This window comes from Arthrobacter sp. G.S.26, assembly GCF_050847375.1.
Classification (GTDB): domain Bacteria; phylum Actinomycetota; class Actinomycetes; order Actinomycetales; family Micrococcaceae; genus Arthrobacter.
Map to the genome: position 1 here is coordinate 2,471,581 of NZ_CP193752.1, position 18,789 is coordinate 2,490,369.

Genomic DNA, 18,789 nt, shown 5'->3' on the forward strand with positions numbered 1-18,789 from the left:
GCCCGGGGCTGCCCGGGGCTGTCCGGGCACGGTGACCTGCCCCGCCATACGTCAGGTGTCGGCGCCCATCCGTTGGCTGATGACGGTGGAGACGCCGTCGCCGCGCATCGTCACCCCGTAAAGGGCATCGGCCACTTCCATGGTCCGCTTCTGGTGCGTGATCACGATCAGTTGGCTGGACTCGCGGAGCTCCTCGAAAATGGTGATCAGCCGGCCCAGGTTTGTGTCGTCAAGGGCGGCTTCCACCTCGTCCATAACATAGAAGGGGGAAGGCCTGGCCTTGAAGATGGCTACCAGGAGCGCGACGGCGGTGAGTGAACGTTCGCCGCCCGACAGCAGCGAGAGCCGCTTGATTTTTTTACCGGCCGGCCGCGCTTCAACCTCGATGCCGGTGGTGAGCATGTCGGTGGGGTCGGTCAGGACCAGCCGGCCTTCACCGCCGGGGAAAAGTCTGTCGAACACGCGGACGAACTGGGCCTGGGTGTCCTCGAACGCCTCCGTGAAAACGCGCTGGACCCTGTCGTCAACTTCCTTGATGATGTCCAGCAGGTCCTTCCGGCTGGCTTTGAGGTCCTCCAGCTGGCTGGCGAGGAACTGGTGCCGTTCCTCCAGTGCCGCGAACTCCTCAAGGGCCAGCGGGTTGACCTTACCCAGGCTGGCCAGGTCCCGCTCGGCCTTGCGGAGCCGTTTCTGCTGTTCCTCCCGCACGTAGGGTATTCCTTCGACAACAGCGGCCCCGTCCTGGTCAACTTCAGTGCGCAGGGCCGCCCACTTGTCCTGGCTCTCCCCCGCCGCAACGGGAACGGGGAGCTCCGGCCCGAACTCTGCCACCAGCGCCTCCGGGGTGATGCCCAGTTCGTCGATGGACCTGGTTTCCAGGGCTTCAATCCGGGCGCGCTGCTGGGTCCGGGCCAATTCGTCCCGGTGCGCGGTATCGGTAAGGTCGGCGTGCTCCCGGGCCAGGGCATCGTTGGCGGCCCGGATTTCCACCAGCCCCTGGTCCCGCCGTTCGCGGTTCTGTTCGGCAAGGTCCCGTCCGTGCGCCGCCAGGTCCACGGAAATGTCCACGAACCGGTTGGCCACCTCAACCGCTGCCGAAACCGCCGACGCACGCCGTGCCTGCAGGCGCCGGCGACGGGCACGCTCCGCCGCTTCCTCCCTTGCCCGGCGCTCAGTGGCGGCCGCCCGTTCGAGGGACACGGCCCGGTTGCGGGTAGCGGTGAGCTGTTCTTCGGAACTGCGCAGCGAGAGCCTGGCTTCCACCTCTGCGGCACGGGCCGCTGTGGCAGCAAGCGCCAGCCGGTCCCGCTGGTCAGTGGACGGTTCCTCGTCGGCGGGGACCTCCTGCGCTGCTGCCAGCCTCGCGGCGATCCCCGCCAGCGCTTCCTCCTCCGCCACCACGTTGGCTTCCGCCCGCAGCAGGGACGCCTGGAGGCGTTCATCCTCTCCCACGGCGCTGCGCAGCACCGAATTCAGGTGGCCAAGCCGTTCGGCCACGGCAGCCAGGCGGGCGTCGGAGTCGTGCAGCTTGTCCAGGGCCGCATCTGCCCGCTGTTTGGCTTCGGACTGGCGGCCCTCGGCGCCGGCCAGGGCAAACCTGCTCCGCTCCAGCCCCGCGCTTACCCCGGCAAGTTGGGTTTCGGCGTCGGCCACTGCGGCCTGGACTTCGAGCAGTGACGGCGCCTTCGCCGAACCGCCGGTCGCGGAGACGGCCGTAAAAACATCGCCGGCCAACGTCACGGCAACTGTCTCCGGGCTCCGTGCCACCAGGGCAGCCGCTTCCGTGATGTCGTTGACGACGGCGGTCCCGGCGAGCAGGTGCCGCACCGCCGGGAGGTGTCCACCGGCACCGGCCACCAGGCCGGAAGCCCATTGGGCGCCAGGCGGCAGGTCCACGTCCCGCTGGGGCGCGGTGCCCGATACCCCGGCAGAGCCCAGCAGCAGCGCCGCCCGCCCGGCGTCGTCCGACTTCAGCAGTTCCAGGACAGCAGCTGCGGCCCCCGGGTCCTGGACCAGGACAGCCTCAGAGGCGTCCCCCAGCGCAGCGGCAATGGCTGTCTCGAAGCCTGCCTGCACCGTGAGTTCGCCGGCGAGGGTGCCCAGTACGCCGGCCACTCCGGCCTGTACTGCATGGCGGGCGCCGTCCTTGCGTTCCAGGCCAAGCCTGAGGGCATCCAGCCTGGCGGCCAGTGCGTCGCGGCGGCGGATCCCTTCATTGACCTCCAGTTTGAGGCCGGCGATGTCTTCCGTCACGCCGTCAAGAGCGGCCGACGCCTCCTCGTAATCGGCGTCCAGGGATTCCTCTCCCTCTTCGACGCCCGCCACCTGGTTTTCCAGGGCAGTGAATTCGGCCTGGGCCTTGGCGCGGCGGCCTGAGCCGGCGGACAGGGACTCCCGCAGCCGGCCCAGTTCGGCCTGGGCGGACTCCACCCGCGAACGGGCTGCGGCAACCTGACCGGCGAGCCGGGCCAGGCCTTCGCGCCGGTCTGCGGCCGCGCGGAGTTCGGCCGCAAGACGTTTATCCTCGGTGAGCGCTGCCTGCTCCGCTTCGGCTTTTTGCGCGGTGGCGGCGGCCAAGGTGGTGCGCAGGCCCTGGACGGTAACGCCCAGGCCCGCGGCTTCGGCCTGGACCCGGGCGGCCTGCTGCTCCAGATGTTCGGGGTCGCGGCCGGTTGGCGGGGCCTCATCCGACCCGAGCAGGCGGCTGCGTTCCTGCGCAAGTGACCCGAGTGAGCGGAGCCGTTCCCTGGCTGCGGACAGCCGGTACCAGGTATCCCGGGCGGCGTTCAGCTGCGGCGTGGCCTCAGCTGCCAACTGTTCCATAACGGCCTGCTCACGGCGGCCTTGTTCAAGCGCCTGCCCAACGGCGGCGCGCCGGGTTTTCAGCGCAGCCTCATCGGCGACCTCCCGGTCAAGGGCCCGCTGCAGTGACACGAGGTCGTCAGCCAAAAGCCGGGCCCGGGCGTCCCGGACGTCGAACTGGACCCGTTGTGCCCGGCGGGCCACTTCCGCCTGCTTTCCCAGGGGCGTCAGCTGGCGGCGGATCTCGCCGGTGAGGTCCGAGAGCCGCTGCAGGTTGGCCTGCATGGCCTCAAGCTTGCGCACCGTCCGTTCCTTGCGGCGGCGGTGCTTCAGGATGCCGGCGGCTTCCTCAATGAAGCCCCGCCGGTCCTCGGGGGTGGCGTGCAGGACCCTGTCGAGTTGCCCCTGCCCCACGATGACGTGCATTTCCCGGCCCAGGCCCGAATCGGAGAGCAGTTCCTGGATGTCCAGCAGCCGGCAGCCGGCACCGTTGATGGCGTACTCGGATCCGCCGGTCCGGAAGAGTGTCCTCGAAATGGTGACTTCGCTGTATTCAATGGGCAAGGCGCCGTCTGCGTTGTCGATGGTCAGCGATACGTGGGCACGGCCCAGCGGCGGCCGGCCGGAGGTGCCCGCAAAGATGACGTCTTCCATCTTCCCGCCGCGGAGTGTTTTGGCCCCCTGCTCCCCCATCACCCAGGCAAGGGCGTCCACCACATTGGATTTGCCGGACCCGTTCGGACCCACCACGGCGGTGACGCCCGGTTCAAAGTCGAAGGTGGTGGCGGACGCGAAAGACTTGAACCCCCGGACGGTCAGGCTTTTGAGGTGCAAGGTGTTTCTGGTCTCCTGGCTGGTGGTGCTGTCGCTTACCGGCCTTAAATCTACTTGCTTCCACCGACAGTGGGTGGACCTGCGGACTTCCACACACTTTTGCGGGATCGCGGCCCACATCCGCAAACTGCCTTGCCCGGCTTTTTCGGCGGGCATAGGCTCACGATCACAGGTTGCTAGAAACCGCTTGGCCAGGTGGTCTCACCCGGGTCCTCGGACCGGTTCCACTCATGGCTGGATCCTTCGCAGGTGCAGACTGCGCGGATGGGCGTTTCAAAGATCAGCCGGATTAACTGAATATCTTGGTTTGGCCGCCTCTGGGGTGGGCGGTGAAGGTTCGGGCCACATCCATGTCGGCCGCCAACGCATTGCGCGTCTTCAAATCAGGAGTTCCCATGCCAGCATCCCCCGCCCAGCGGCCTCTCACAGCCTTCCAGCGGATAGTAGGTCCACTAGCCGTCGCGCTCCTCGCCGCGCTGCTGCCGGTGGGACTTCCGGCGGGATTCCTGGCGTCGGCAGCTGCCGCGGACCCGTGCGCACCGCTGATCAACGCCGTCGCCTGCGAGAACTCCAAGCCCGGTGCTGACCCCAACGTCTGGGACATCGACGGAGCCGGTGACGAATCCATTCAGGGGTACGCCACGGAAATGAGCGTCAATGCGGGCCAGCCAGTGCGGTTCAAAGTCGACACTGCTGCGCCCAGCTACACCATCGCCATCTACCGGACAGGCTGGTACCAGGGCCTGGGCGCCCGGAAAATTGCCGACGTGACACCGTCGGCCCCGCGCCAGACCCAGCCGCAGTGCCTGCGGGACGCGGCCACAGAACTTTACGATTGCGGGACCTGGGCCGTTTCGGCCACATGGCAGGTTCCGGCCACCGCAGTGTCCGGCGTGTACTTTGCCCTGCTCACCCGCCCCGACACAGGCGACAGCAGCCACATCACCTTCGTGGTCCGCAACGACAGCAGCCACTCGGACGTCGTCTTTCAAACATCCGACACCACCTGGCAGGCCTACAACAGCTATGGTGGCTCCGATTTTTACGAAGGTGCCGCCAATGGCCGCGCCTACAAAATCAGCTACAACCGGCCTATCAATACCCGCAACGGCACCGACGGACGCGACTTCTTTTTCAGCAATGAGTACCCCTTGGTCCGCTTCCTCGAGAAGAACGGTTACGACGTCAGCTATATCAGCGGTCTGGACACCGACCGCAGCGGCGCGTTGCTGCTGAACCACAAGGTTTTCCTCTCCGTTGGCCACGACGAGTACTGGTCCGGGCCACAGCGCAGCAACGTCGAGGCGGCACGGAACGCGGGCGTCAACCTGCAGTTCCTCTCAGGGAACGAAATGTATTGGCGCGTGCGGTTTGAACCCTCCCCGGTGGACGGGGCCGCGCACCGGACCATCACTTCGTATAAGGAGACCTGGGCCAACGGCAAGATCGATCCCAGTCCAGGCTGGACCGGTACATGGCGGGATCCGCGGTATGCCTCCCAAGCCAACGGCGGCGGCCTGCCTGAAAACGCGCTGACCGGCACCATGTACATGTCCAACTACACGGACATGCCGATTCGTGTCAGCTCTGCGGAGGGAAAATCCCGGCTTTGGCGCAACACATCGCTGGCCAGCCTGGCTGCCGGTTCCACAGCCGCACTGGCTGAACACACTGTGGGGTATGAGTCCGATGAAGACCTGGACAACGGTTTCCGGCCAGCGGGCCTGATCCGGCTGTCCACCTCGACCGGAACCACACCGGAGTATCTCCGCGACTACGGAAACACTGTTTCCGCTGGCACCACCACCCACAACCTCACCCTGTACAAGGCGGCCAGTGGGGCACTGGTTTTCGGTGCCGGAACCGTGCAATGGACCTGGGGGCTGGATCAGGAACACGACGGCCCCGGGGCGCCGGCTGACCCCAGGATCCAGCAGGCCCAAATCAACCTGCTGGCTGACATGGGTGCCCAGCCGAGCACCAGGGACACCGCGCTGGCGGCCGCTGCGCGCAGCACAGACACGACCGGCCCCACAGTGGCAATCACCGCACCGGCGGACAACGCCGGTCTGGTGCACGGGACCAGCGTCACCGCCTCGGGGACTGCCACGGACGTGGGGGGCATTGTGGCCGGCGTCGAAGTTTCAACTAACGGCGGCACGTCCTGGCACCCAGCCCAAGGAAAGCAGAACTGGACATACACCTACATCCAAAAAGGTCTGGGCACTGCTGCCCTGAAGGTGCGCGCCGTGGACGACAGCGCGAATATCGGTGCCGTTGCCACCCGGACCGCCCAGCTCACCGGCCCCTACTCCGTATTTGGCCAGCAGATACCAGCGATACCCGACGCCCAGGATGGCGGCGCGTATGAGCTCGGATTGAAGATCACCCCCACCGTGGATGGTTTCATCAGCGGCGTCCGGTTCTACAAGAGTTCAGCCAACACGGGAACACACAACGGTTCACTCTGGAATTCCGCCGGCCAGCGGCTGGCCACGGCGGCCTTCACGGCCGAGACAGCTTCCGGCTGGCAGAAGGTGAGCTTCGGCCAGGCCGTCGCCGTCTCTGCAGGCAGCACCTACACGGTTTCCTACACAGCCCCGAACGGCCACTACGCGAGCACCAACTACCAGTGGGTCAGCTTCGGCTCCGTCGAGCCCCCGTTGACCGTGGCGGGGGGCTTCGGCAGCCCGCCGGCCGGTGTCTACGGTGTGGCCGGCTCCCATCCCACCAGCAGCTACAACAGCGGAAACTACTTCGTCGATGCGTTGTTCGAACTGACCGACAACACGCCACTCTCCGCGGGCGGGCAGTGGCCCCTCCCGGGATCGTCCAGTGTTCCGCAGGGCTCCACCGTCGGGGCAATCTTCTCCAAGCCCGTCACGGCGTCCACGGTCAGCCTGACCCTGAAGGATGCAAATGGCGCGCCGGTTGCCGGGGCCTCGGCCTACGATCCTGTCTCCCGGAAGGCCACCTTCACCCCGGCTGCTCCGCTGGCCCTTGCCACCACCTTCACCGCGACGCTCACGGGCACCACTTCCAGTGGGGTCACCCTCAGCTCGGGTGGGTCCTGGTTCTTCACCACAGTAGTTTCCCCGCCACCGCCAGGTTCCTGCCCCTGCAGCTTCTATGACGAGTCCGTGGTCCCGGCCATCGAAGAGGTCATGGACGGCGTTCCATTGACCCTCGGGATCCGCTTCTCCGGCACCACCAGCGGAACTGTAACCGGCGTGAAGTTCTACAAGTCCGCCGGTAACACGGGCACCCACACCGGTTACCTTTTCACAGGCGGTGGCCAGCAGCTCGCCTCCGTCACCTTCGCCAACGAGAGCACCTCCGGATGGCAAACAGCATTCTTTGACCAGCCGGTGTCCATCAACGCCAACGCGGAATACGTTGTCGCCTACAAGTCGCTTACGGGTGCCTACTCGGCAACCGGCAACGGGTTCGGCAACGGCTTGAGCGTAGGAAACCTGCGGACTTACTCGGACGCCGGTGCCTACTCATACTCCGGCGACTTCCCAGGATCGCATTCCTCGGCGAGTTACCTGGTGGACGTGGTGGCGCAGTTCCCCGACCCGCCGTTCACCGCCGGCGGGCAACAGCCCCTGGCCGGATCCTCCAGCGTGGCACTGGACAGCACCGTCTCCACCGTCCTGTCCAAACCCGCCACCGCCTCAACCGTCAAAATAACCCTCACCGGACCCGGCACCACATACGTCGCCGGCACCACCGCCTACGACCCCGCCACCAACAAGGCAACCTTCACCCCCACCGCTGCCCTGGCCCCAGCCACCACCTTCACCGCCACCCTCACCGCAACCTCCACCACAGGACAGCAACTCTCGGCAGGCAGCACCTGGACCTTCACCACCGTCCCCGAACCACGCATCGCAGGAACCTGCCCCTGCACCCTCTTCCAGGACACCGTCACCCCCGGCATCTACGAAATCAACGACGGCGTCCCCCTCACCCTCGGCGTCCGCTTCAGCAGCACCACCGCCGGGACCATCACCGGGGTCCGCTTCTACAAAGCCGCCAGCAACACCGGCACCCACACCGGCACCCTCTTCACCGCTTCCGGCCAGCAGCTGGCCACCATCACCTTCACCAACGAAACCACCGCCGGCTGGCAAACCGCCACCTTCAACCAACCCGTCCCCATTAACGCCAACACCGAATACGTCGCCGCCTACACCACCCCCGGCACCTACTCCGCAACCTCCGGCGGACACGGCACCGCCCTCACCAGCGGGCCACTCCGCACCACAGACGGCGCAGGAGCCTTCACCTACTCCCTCGGATTCCCCGGCAACGGATCCAACGCCAGCTACCTCGTCGACGTCGTCTTCCAGGCAGCGGATCTTCCCCTCACTGCCGGCGGGGAACAGCCCCTGGCCGGATCCTCCAGCGTGGCACTGGACAGCACCGTTTCCACCGTCCTGTCCAAACCCGCCACCGCCTCAACCGTCAAAATAACCCTCACCGGACCCGGCACCACATCCGTCGCCGGCACCACCGCCTACGACCCCGCCACCAACAAGGCAACCTTCACCCCCACCGCTGCCCTGGCCCCAGCCACCACCTTCACCGCCACCCTCACCGCAACCTCCACCACAGGACAGCAACTCTCGGCAGGCAGCACCTGGACCTTCGCCACCGTCCCCGAACCACGCATCGCAGGAACCTGCCCCTGCACCCTCTTCCAGGACACCGTCACCCCCGGCATTTACGAAATCAACGACGGCGTCCCCCTCACCCTCGGCGTCCGCTTCAGCAGCACCACCGCCGGGACCATCACCGGGGTCCGCTTCTACAAAGCCGCCAGCAACACCGGCACCCACACCGGCACCCTCTTCACCGCTTCCGGCCAGCAGCTGGCCACCATCACCTTCACCAACGAAACCACCGCCGGCTGGCAAACCGCCACCTTCAACCAACCCGTCCCCATTAACGCCAACACCGAATACGTCGCCGCCTACACCACCCCCGGCACCTACTCCGCAACACCCGGTGGACACGGCACCGCCCTCACCAGCGGGCCACTCCGCACCACAGAAGGCGCAGGAGCCTTCACCAACGGTGCAGGGTTCCCCGGCAACGGGTCCTCGGCGAGTTACCTGGTGGACGTGGTGGCGGAGTTCCCCGACCCGCCGTTCACCGCCGGCGGGCAACAGCCCCTGGCCGGATCCTCCAGCGTGGCACTGGACAGCACCGTCTCCACCGTCCTGTCCAAACCCGCCACCGCCTCAACCGTCAAAATAACCCTCACCGGACCCGGCACCACATCCGTCGCCGGCACCACCGCCTACGACCCCGCCACCAACAAGGCAACCTTCACCCCCACCGCTGCCCTGGCCCCAGCCACCACCTTCACCGCCACCCTCACCGCAACCTCCACCACAGGACAGCAACTCTCGGCAGGCAGCACCTGGACCTTCACCACCGTCCCCGAACCACGCATCGCAGGAACCTGCCCCTGCACCCTCTATCAGGACACCCTCACCCCCGCTACCAGGGACATCGACGATGTCACGGCGCTGACGCTCGGCGTCCGCTTCAGCAGCACCACCGCCGGGACCATCACCGGGGTCCGCTTCTACAAGGCCGCCAGCAACACCGGCACCCACACCGGAAAGCTCTACACCGCCGGCGGCCAGGAACTCGCCACCATCACCTTCACCAACGAAACCACCGCCGGCTGGCAAACCGCCACCTTCAACCAACCCGTCCCCATCAACGCCAACACCGAATACACAGCCGCCTACACCACTCCCAACGGCACCTACTCCGCCACCACCGGCGGAAACAGCACAGCCCTCACCAGCGGGCCACTCCAAACCGCCCCCGGCGCAGGTGCTTTCACCTACTCCCTCGGATTCCCCGGCAACGGATCCGACGCCAACTACCTCGTCGACGTCGTCTTCCAGGCAGCACCTCCGGCCGCTCCGCCTGCACCGCAGGCGCTGACGGTGGGCGCCCAAACACCGGCGCCGGGTGCGGTGAACGTCCCCCGCGATGCCAAACCGAGCCTGACAGTTTCAGCGGCGCTGCGGGCTGGATCGGCTTTGCAGGCAACCACGGCGGGGACCAGCGTGGCGGGCACGTCGGCCATTTCCGCAGACAGCAAAACGATCACGTTCTCCCCCGCCAGCCTGCTGGCTGCCAACACCCAGGTGACTGTCCGCGCCGTCAATGTGATCTCCACCGACGGTGCGGCGTTGCCGCCCACCAGTTGGCAATTCACCACGGCCAACCCGGCAAACCAATCCATGTTTGCCACTGTCAACCCGGCATCCTCCATCTCCAGCGAGACGCGGGCCATTGAACTTGGCGTTTCGTTCCGGACCACACGCACCGGGCTGGTGACGGCCATCCGGTTCCACAAGGGTGCACTGAACACGGGAACCCACTATGGGTCGCTCTGGACCGCCGCCGGCGCCCGCCTGGTGCGGGTGGCATTCACCAATGAAACACTGTCCGGCTGGCAGACGGTGACGTTAGGCACCCCGATCCTTCTGGCCGCCAACACGGACTACGTCGTCTCCTACAACGCACCCCGTGGCCGGTACTCCTTCACCACCAACTATTTCAGCCAGGCCAGGACAGTGGGCTACCTCACCGCCGCCGCGACCCGGAATGGTCTTTACAGGCTGGGAACGGGCACCGCTGTGCCCAACCTGACCAGCAACGCCACGAACTACTTCGTGGATGTGGTCTTCTCCCCCGCGTCGTAGCGGAGGGCAGGACCTATCCAGCCCTTCAGGGTCAACGGACCACCGATGGAGACCAGGCGTGCTCCAGGAAAACAGCCGGAGCTCCCCCGGCTTTGGCGGGGAGGCTCCACACGTCGCTGTCGCCCGGTTCCCCCTCGCGCGGCAATCCGTACAGCAGCGTCTGGTCATCCAGCCACTCCACCTGGTCATCGACGTTGCGTTCCTCACCGAGAGTGACGCGCGTTCCCGTGGCGAGGTCCAGGACGGCAACCCGCCACTGGGGAGTCAACCCCGACGAGACGTTGGTTTTGAAGGCAACGCGGGTGCCATCGGGCGAGACGGATGGGCACTCCACACCATCGGCTACAGCAGTCAGCGTCCGCCGGGAGATGCTGCCCCGGACAAGCCAGAGCCTGCCGGAAGAGGCCGCAGTGGCATAAAACGCATCGGGCTCACCGGGGACAAACGTGACACCCCATAGGTTCCGGTCCGCAGCGGTGACCTGCTGCCCGTTCACCATCAACGCGAAGTCCTCCAGGTTATCCGGCGCCATTCCGCCGCCCACATGGGTGATCACGGTATCGGTGGAGAAACCCGCCGCAGCGTACGAGTGACCCGTGACGAATACAGTCGTGGCGACAAGGCTGCCGTCGCCGCTCGACCTGGTCCGGCTGGGAATACCTTTAAGCGACCAATCCTGCAGCCGCTGATAGCTGCCACCCAGCAGGGCAGCGTCAAACCGGGTGACCATGCCGCGTTCGGTGGCCAGGCACATAAATCCGCTGCCCGTCGAGTAGACCCTGTCGCACGGCACGGTGCTGAGTGACCGGGCGCCTGTGGGATCGGCCAGGGGCACGGTGCCAGCCATACCGTAGCCCTGGCCGGCCGCCGTGTTGCGGAACAAAAGATACTGGCCATCCGGCAGCGTCCCCCCGCCCGAAGTGACAATGACGGAAGGCAGGGCAGCGCTGCTCTCCTGCAGCCGCTGGAACGCCATCACCGCGTACAGCCCGGTTCCTGCCAGGACCACCCCAGTGACCACCAAGAGGATAACCCACCGCATCCGGTTGGGCGCTGCTTCGGTCTCCGGACTCACGCAGCCGTGCCCTGGTAGCGGGCGTTCCGGAGGATGAAGTACGAGGCCGGAACGGCCACCGCCAGCAGGCACCCGACGATCACCATCGCCAGAGACGCGCCCACAACGAACCACAGCACACCAAATAGGGTGGACGACAGCACGCGGCTGAGCGCCACAACAGTCTGCGCGGCGCCGATTCCAGTGGCCAGTTTGTGCTGTGGGGTCAGTTGGCTGGCGAAAGCTGACAGCACCCCGTCGGTGGCGGCGTAGAAGGCTCCCAGGAGAACCAGGCAGCCCAGCGTTCCAGTCAGTCCCATGGCGGGGGCCGCAGCAAGGAAGTAGCAGGCCAGCAGTGCCACATGCCCGGCCAGGAACACCTTTCCCTTGCCCCACGTGTCGGCCAGCCGGCCCATGGGAACGGCCAGCAGCAGGAACACAACGTTGGTACCGACATACAGCAACGGGAACCACTGCACTGCGAATTGGTCCTTGTTTTGCAGGACCAGGTAAATGAAACCATCGCCAACGGTCAGGACGCCCAGGACAGCTGATGCCACCAGGAGCCGGCCGAGGCCGGGTTCGCGGAACATCGACCAGCGGATCGCCGGAATCCTGCGCCGCCGTGCCTCCAGAGCAGGCTCCCTGAGCACACCGGGCTCGGCCGCCCTGGCCTTCTTCACCCGGCTCTGCCGCCGGATGGGCCGGCCGGTGCGCAGATCGGGAACCACCAACACCAGGGCTGCCACCCCGATGGCGGCGAAAGCGAGCGAAACCACAAAGACTGTGCCATAGCCGTTGGGCATCAGCATGAGGATGACAAAGGCGATCAGCGGTCCGGCGGCGGCACCGATGTTGTCGAGCAGGCGGTGAACACCAAAGTGCCTCGCCAGATGCTCAGGCTGTGCCGCCGTCGTAATCAACGCGTCGCGGGGTGCGGTCCGGATCCCTTTGCCGATCCTGTCGCCCGTGACCACTGCGGCGATCGACCAGAACCCGCCGGCGAAGAGGAACCCGATCCGGGCCACCAGGGACAGGCAGTAGCCGGCCATGGCGACAGCCTTGGGTCTGCCGGCCCGGTCCGAAGCCCAGCCCGCAGCAATGCGGACCAACGCGCTGGCGCCCTGGTTGATGCCGTCAATAACACCGAACGCGATCACGGACAGGCCAAGGAAACCGGTGATGTAGAGGGGCAGCACCGCCGCCACGGATTCGGAGGAGATGTCTGTGGCCATGCTGACCACGCCGAGCCAGAGAATGGCGGGGGAAAGCCGGAAAGGCGGCGCTGGGGTGCCTTGGCTTTCTTCAACCGTGCTTTTCCTGCCGCCCTGGCGGTCCGACATGGAGATGTACATGGATCTAAGCCGCCGGCCCGGCGGTGAAGTTCCCCAGGAGGGAAAAACGGGTACTGCCCGTTCCTGTAGTAGACAGCGTCACTGACACGGAGTCGGTGCCCCTGCTCAGACGCCGGGCCTGCTGGTCGGCCGCTGACGCGGCGTCTTCCGATGTGAAGCCTTTGGGCTGGAGGATCTGCTGGAAATAGCCTGCCACCTCATCGCGGCTGAGCCCGACTATCCCCTCTGCCGTGGCCTGAAGCCTGTCGCCGTCCGAGCTGACGCCCGTGAAGACAATCACCGTTCCTTCCGGAAAGCTCAGCACCTGGGACGGGAAACCGTCCACGGTCTTACCTTGGGCCGATGCGGTCGCGGGCAACGGTGCCCGGATCAGGGCCGGCAGCGGCGCAGGCATGGGCAGTCCGGTAGGTGGCGCGGTGACCGGCGGCAGAACCTCCAACGGTTTTTCGTCAGGTTCGGGCACTCCGGCGGCAACACCGGGGGGCGGCCGGTCACCGCTGACCTGCCCCTCCCCGGCGCCTTGGTTTGGGCTATCGGCCGGTTGCGCTGCGGGCTCTGAGGCAGGCGTTCCGGGCGGCGGTGCAGCGGACATCGTGCCGGACCCGCCAGCCGTTTCCCGGCCCCCGGGTTCCGCTTGAATGGAGCTGTCCGCCTGCTGGCGGGCAATGCTGTCCAAGGCAACGGCCGAGCCCCCGAGGACTATGGCGGCAGCTGCTCCAATGAGCACCAAACGCTTCACCAACATGCGCCCAGTCTGGCACCGGGGAATGCCACTTCATAGGTGTATTCCCACAACATTCCCGCGCTTTCCGCACCGGAATTCCGCAGACTTCGCCGGGGCCTACCAGCGTCCGTTACGCGGGCGAGGCTGGCAGACCGGGCAGGTGTGGGAGGAGCGGTTCATGAACTGCTCCCGCCGGATGTTTGCGTGGATGCCCGCGGCGGCGCACCGCTTGCAGGGCTGGCCCTCGCGCCCATAGGCGTCCAGTGACCTGTCAAAGTACCCCGATGCCCCATTGACGTTGACGTAAAGGGAATCGAAACTTGTGCCGCCCGCTGCCAACGCATCCGTCATGACTTCGCGGGCGCTCTCCAGTACCCGCTCCGCGTCGCTGCGGCGCAGCGTATCCGTGGGCCGGGCGTAATGCAGCCGGGCGCGCCATAGGGCTTCATCCGCATAGATGTTCCCGATGCCTGACACCAGGCCCTGGTCCAAAAGGGCCCTTTTCAGCCCCGTCCTGCGGCGGCGCAGCCGGGCGTAGAACAGCGGGAAGGAAAATGCCGGGTCCAGGGGGTCGCGGGCAATGTGCGCGGCTTCCTCGGCAATGAGCGGCACCGGTGTGGCTGACAGGCCGCCCGGGCCGCCGTCGTCAGTGGGGATCAGGGCCGTGACGAACAGTCCGCCGAAGATCCGCTGGTCCACGAACCGCAGTTGGGCGGGCATGCCGTCGCGGCGGCTGAGCCGGAAGCGCACTTTGAGATGCTTCTGGTCAGGAGCGTCGTGTTCCTGGAGCAGAAGCTGGCCGCTCATGCCCAGATGTGCCATCAGCGCCACTTTAGGTTCGGCGGCGGCGCCGTCCGTTGAGTGCGGATTGTCCGTCAGAGGCAGCCAGAGGAATTTCCCGCGGCGCACCACATCCGTCACCACGGCGCCTTCCAGGTTGCCCCGGAAGTCCTCAACGCCAAGGGCATGGCGGCGGATGGACCGGGGATCGAGCACGTCCACGGCCTCGATGGTCCGGCCGCTGACCCAGCTCGCCAGGCCGCGGCGGACCACCTCAACCTCGGGCAGTTCAGGCATGGATTCCTACTTTTGGGCCCCGGAGCCGGCGGCGCCGGCCTCGACGCTCCCCGGAGTTCCCGAAAGCACGCGCCAGGCGTCGGCGGCTGCTTCCTGCTCGGCTTCCTTCTTCGAGTGGCCGGCGCCCTTGCCGTAGTCGGTCCCGCCGATCCGCAGCACTGCGCTGAAGGTCCGGGCGTGGTCCGGGCCGGCGCCGTCCACTGCATAGTGGATGGTGCCGAGCTGGCGGCTCGCGGCGAGCTCCTGGATGCTGGTTTTCCAGTCGGTCCCGGCACCGAGCACGGCGGCGTCCTTCAGGAGCGGACCCACAAGGCGCATCACCAGTTGCCGCGCAGTTTCGATGTCGTTGGACACGTACGTGGCACCGATCAGGGCTTCCATCGTGTCCGCGAGGATCGAGGCCTTGTTCCGGCCTTCGGTGAGTTTTTCGCCCTGGCCCAGGTAGATGAACTCGCCGATGCCAAGGCTTCGGCCGATGCCCGCGAGGGCGCGCGTGCTCACCACGGCGGACCGGCGCTTGGCCAGGTCCCCCTCGGGCAGCCCGGGGTTGTCGCGGTAGAGCGCGTCAGTAACGGAGAACCCAAGGATGGAGTCGCCCAGGAATTCCAGCCGCTCATTGGTGGGGATGCCACCGTTTTCATACGCGTAGGAGCGGTGTGTGAGCGCAAGACGAAGCGTCCCGGCGTCAATAATGACACCGAGACGCTTCAGAAGCTCTTCAGTTGAAGACATCAAGTCAGCCTGGATGGCCGATTAGACGTCTGCGACCTTGCGGCCCTTGTATTCAAGGAACAGCGCGGTGCCGGCAGAGTCGGTGACGACCTTCGCCTGGTGGGGCAGGCTGTAAGTAACCTGACCGTTTTCAACGGTCTTCACCAGGTGGGGGGCGGTCGCCTTCCACTGCGAGCGGCGGGCGCGGGTATTCGAGCGAGACATTTTCCGCTTCGGGACAGCCACGGCTAACTCATTTCTCTCTAGACAAACACGTACAAATCAATTTTGCCGGTCAGGCTTAGCCATATCAGCTAGGGCAGCCCAGCGAGGATCCAAGACCTCGTGGTGGTGCCCCGGCTCGTCTTCCAGGCGTACTCCGCATTCGGAGCAAAGGCCCTGGCAGTCTTCCCGGCACACCGGCTGGAACGGCAGGTTGGTGACAACCGCGTCCCGCAACACCGGTTCAAGATCGATTACATCGTGCTCGACTCGACGTTGCTCTTCATCATCTTCCCCGTCCGAAAACACAGCGTCTTCGTAGAAGAAAAGTTCTTGCACAGGTACCTCAAGGTCATACGCAAGGGGATCCAGGCATCGGCCGCATTCGCCTTTTACTTCAACGAATGCGCTTCCTGATACCAGAATTCCTTCGTGTACGGCCTCAAGCCTCAGATCCAGCTCGATTTCCGAGCCTTCCTGAACACCAATGAGTGCCACACCAAGATCACCTGGTGCGGGTACATGTTCCGTCAGTGTCCGCATGCTTCCCGGGCTGCGCCCGAGGTCCTTGACGTCGAACGCCAAGGGCGAACCAGCATCTCTTTTAATGAGAACTCCTGTTGAACATATGACCGACGTACCATCCTAGCCTGAAGAGCCGCAGGGACTCAAACCGGGCAGGCGGCGGCGCCGAAGTACCGGTCCAGCCTACCCCTTTGCCGGCCGATCCGCTGGCGGCTCGCCCGTGAGCATACGCCGCTGCACCGACCTGGGGATGTAGTCGGACACACTTCCGCCCAGGCCGGCCACTTCCTTGATCAGTGTTGAGGAGAGGTGGATGTAGTGCGCCTCCGCTGGGAGGAAAACCGTTTCCACGCCGCTGAGCTGGCGGTTCATGGTGGCCATGGGCAGCTCATAGTCGAAGTCCGAGGAGGATCGGAGCCCCTTGACGATCGCGGAGACCCCCCGCTGGCGGCAGTAATCGGCCAGGAGTCCTTCACCGACCGGTTCCACCACAATGCCCCTAAGCGAAGCCAGGGTTTCCCTGGCCATGTCCAGGCGGTCCGGCAGGGAGAACCGGTACGTCTTTGCAGGGTTGGTGGACACCGCCACGATGACCTCATCAAAGAGTCCGGCCGCCCTGGCAATGACCTCGAGGTGGCCGTTGTGGATGGGGTCGAAGGATCCGGGGCAGACAGCGCGTCTCATGCACCGAACCTACCCCATGGAAAGGCCGGGATACCATGACTGGATGCATCCGGACCGGGAACTTTTCACCCCTTCAGCCCCCGCCCCCTGGCAGCGGACAGCGCTCGGCGCCAACCTGCTCGCTCCGGACGGCGGCCTGGGCATCACCATCTTCGAGGAGATGACGGCACTTGCCTCGCGGACGGGCGCCATCAACCTGGGGCAGGGCTTCCCGGACGAGGATGGACCGGCGGAAATACGTGCCGCGGCGCAGGCGGCCATAGCCGCCGGGGCAAACCAGTACGCCCCTGGAAAGGGCATGCCTGAGCTGCGTGAAGCCGTTGCCGCGCACCAGGAGCGCTTCTACGGCCTGACGCCCGACCCTGCCACGGAGGTGATCATCACCACGGGAGCCACCGAGGGTATCGCCGCGTCGCTCCTGGCCTTCGCCGGCCCGGGCGATGAGGTCCTCACCTTTGAGCCCTTCTACGATTCCTACGGCGCGGTCATCGGGTTGAGCGGTGCCACGCATGTGACCGCTCCCCTGCTTGCCCCGGACTTCCTGCCGGACCCTGCCGCCCTTGAAGCAGCATTCAGCGACCGCACCAAGGTGGTGCTGCTGAACAATCCCCACAACCCCACCGGCGCGGTCTTCCCACGTGAGGTCCTGCAGCGGGTTGTTGACCTCGCGGCGCGCCACAACACCCTGATCGTCACCGACGAGGTGTATGAGCACCTTACGTTCGGGGTCCGGCACATCCCGGTGGCCACGTTGCCGGGGGCGGCGGACCGCACCATCACCATTTCCTCCGCGGGAAAGACGTTTTCGCTGACCGGCTGGAAGATCGGCTGGCTCACCGGCCCCGAAGCCCTGGTGGCGGCGGTGCGGACCGTCAAGCAGTTCCTCACCTACAGTTCCGGCACGCCGTTCCAGGGTGCCATCGCCGCCGGGCTCGCGCTGCCGGATGAATTTTACGACGGCGTCGCCGCCACCCTGGCGCGCAAGCGTGACATCCTCAGTGCCGGCCTCCGGGACGCGGGCTTCGACGTCTTTACCCCGCAAGGCACCTACTTCGTCAATGTGGACACGGCGCCGCTGGGCATCAGCGACTCCGTGGACCTTGCGCGCAGGCTGCCGGACCTGGTGGGCGTCGCAGCCATACCCGTCCCGGTGTTCTGCCATCCCGAGGGCGCCGAACGGACCCGCAGCCTGCTTCGGTTCGCGTTCTGCAAAAAGACGGACCTGCTTGAAGAAGCCGCAGCCCGGCTCGCCACCCTCAGCAGCCGGCTCTGATGCGGCGGGACAGCAGCGGACGGACGGAGCGGTTCCTCCGCACCACCGGACAGCATGCAGCGGTGGAACCGGATGCCTTCACGGCGGGCAGCTACGTTCTGAGCATCGGCGGTGCGGAGCAGTCACACGTCAACCTGGCACAGCCGGCGGAGATCTTCTACGAGTACCTGCGCCGCATCGGACACGTGGTGGACCTCGCGGCTCCCGCCGGCCAAGCCATCCGCGCCCTGCACCTGGGCGCCGGCGCCCTGACCCTCGCCCGCTACATCCAGGCCACCCGCCCTGGGTCCGTGCAGTACGCGGTGGAGCTGGAACGGGAACTGCTCGACTTCGTCCTGCAGCAACTCCCCCTGCCGGAGGGGACGGACCTGCACCAGGTCATCGGCGACGCGCGCGACGCCCTGGCGGGCTTCGGCGGGGACCCGGCGTTCGACGTCGTGATCCTGGACATCTTCTCCGGACCAGAGGCGCCGGCCCATATTGCCTGCGCCGGCTTTTACCGGGAGGCGCGCGCCGTCCTCAGCCCGGACGGCGTCCTGATCGTCAACGTGGGGGACGAGCCCGGGCTTACCCTGGTGCGCAGCCAGGTGGCGGCGCTGCGGGAGGTCATGCCTGATGTGGCAGTCTTCGCCGAGTCCGGCATGTTTGCGGGCCGCCACCCTGGCAACATCATCCTGGCCGGGACGCAGTGGCCCTGGCCTGCCGCATGGAGCACTGAGCTGACAGCGCGCGGGCCGCATCCGGGGACAGTGCTGGCCGGAGTCGACCTGGACCAGTTGACCGGCTGACGC

12 protein-coding genes are annotated in these 18,789 nt (G+C 66.2%); 3 read left to right on the forward strand and 9 right to left on the reverse strand.

Going from position 1 to position 18,789, the window contains the following annotated elements; all coding sequences use genetic code 11:
* Positions 1-51 precede the first annotated feature (51 nt).
* Positions 52-3,636 carry a chromosome segregation protein SMC gene (smc, locus tag ACRB8A_RS11315; protein WP_197273629.1) on the reverse strand — a complete coding sequence of 1,195 codons (3,585 nt, stop codon included), beginning with the start codon at positions 3,634-3,636 and terminating at the stop codon, positions 52-54.
* Between the two features lie 395 nt (positions 3,637-4,031).
* Here smc and ACRB8A_RS11320 point away from each other — a divergent pair, with 395 nt between their 5' ends.
* Entirely contained in the window at positions 4,032-10,373 is a 6,342-nt protein-coding gene (locus tag ACRB8A_RS11320) for a DUF4082 domain-containing protein (RefSeq protein ID WP_432244721.1), read from the forward strand.
* A 31-nt stretch (positions 10,374-10,404) separates the two neighbouring features.
* Here the strand turns inward: ACRB8A_RS11320 and ACRB8A_RS11325 are convergent, their stop codons facing one another.
* The 8 genes from ACRB8A_RS11325 to coaD all read right to left on the reverse strand — a co-directional run bounded on the left by ACRB8A_RS11325 (position 10,405) and on the right by coaD (position 16,725).
* Positions 10,405-11,448: a hypothetical protein gene (locus ACRB8A_RS11325; RefSeq protein ID WP_231686109.1), complete on the reverse strand. Its 1,044-nt coding sequence runs from the start codon at positions 11,446-11,448 to the stop codon at positions 10,405-10,407.
* Positions 11,445-12,782 (reverse strand): MFS transporter, encoded by a 1,338-nt coding sequence (locus ACRB8A_RS11330; RefSeq protein ID WP_285240984.1) that lies wholly within the window; start codon positions 12,780-12,782, stop codon positions 11,445-11,447. The genes ACRB8A_RS11325 and ACRB8A_RS11330 overlap by 4 nt, the downstream gene beginning before the upstream one ends.
* A gap of 4 nt (positions 12,783-12,786) precedes the next feature.
* Positions 12,787-13,176 carry a hypothetical protein gene (locus tag ACRB8A_RS11335; protein ID WP_157370907.1) on the reverse strand — a complete coding sequence of 130 codons (390 nt, stop codon included), beginning with the start codon at positions 13,174-13,176 and terminating at the stop codon, positions 12,787-12,789.
* Positions 13,177-13,623: 447 nt separating this feature from the next.
* Positions 13,624-14,583, reverse strand: a complete 960-nt coding sequence (gene mutM / locus ACRB8A_RS11340; protein WP_432244722.1) for a bifunctional DNA-formamidopyrimidine glycosylase/DNA-(apurinic or apyrimidinic site) lyase — start codon at positions 14,581-14,583, stop codon at positions 13,624-13,626.
* Positions 14,584-14,589: 6 nt separating this feature from the next.
* A complete protein-coding gene (rnc, locus tag ACRB8A_RS11345; protein WP_050687045.1) occupies positions 14,590-15,315 on the reverse strand; it encodes a ribonuclease III in 726 nt (241 codons plus the stop codon).
* 21 nt (positions 15,316-15,336) lie between these two features.
* Positions 15,337-15,540, reverse strand: a complete 204-nt coding sequence (gene rpmF, locus ACRB8A_RS11350) for a 50S ribosomal protein L32 (RefSeq protein WP_009356569.1) — start codon at positions 15,538-15,540, stop codon at positions 15,337-15,339.
* A 36-nt stretch (positions 15,541-15,576) separates the two neighbouring features.
* A complete protein-coding gene (locus ACRB8A_RS11355; protein ID WP_082178371.1) occupies positions 15,577-16,101 on the reverse strand; it encodes a YceD family protein in 525 nt (174 codons plus the stop codon).
* Positions 16,102-16,224: 123 nt separating this feature from the next.
* The gene (gene coaD / locus ACRB8A_RS11360) at positions 16,225-16,725 is read right to left on the reverse strand and encodes a pantetheine-phosphate adenylyltransferase (RefSeq protein ID WP_050687040.1); all 501 of its coding nucleotides are present in this window, start codon (positions 16,723-16,725) and stop codon (positions 16,225-16,227) included.
* 43 nt (positions 16,726-16,768) lie between these two features.
* On the opposite strand from coaD, the gene ACRB8A_RS11365 reads away from it, so the two are divergent.
* Positions 16,769-17,998, forward strand: coding sequence for an aminotransferase class I/II-fold pyridoxal phosphate-dependent enzyme (locus tag ACRB8A_RS11365; protein ID WP_235504666.1), 1,230 nt, complete (start codon positions 16,769-16,771; stop codon positions 17,996-17,998).
* Positions 17,998-18,786 carry a spermidine synthase gene (locus tag ACRB8A_RS11370; RefSeq protein WP_432244723.1) on the forward strand — a complete coding sequence of 263 codons (789 nt, stop codon included), beginning with the start codon at positions 17,998-18,000 and terminating at the stop codon, positions 18,784-18,786. Before ACRB8A_RS11365 ends, ACRB8A_RS11370 begins: the two co-directional genes overlap by 1 nt.
* Positions 18,787-18,789 lie beyond the last annotated feature (3 nt).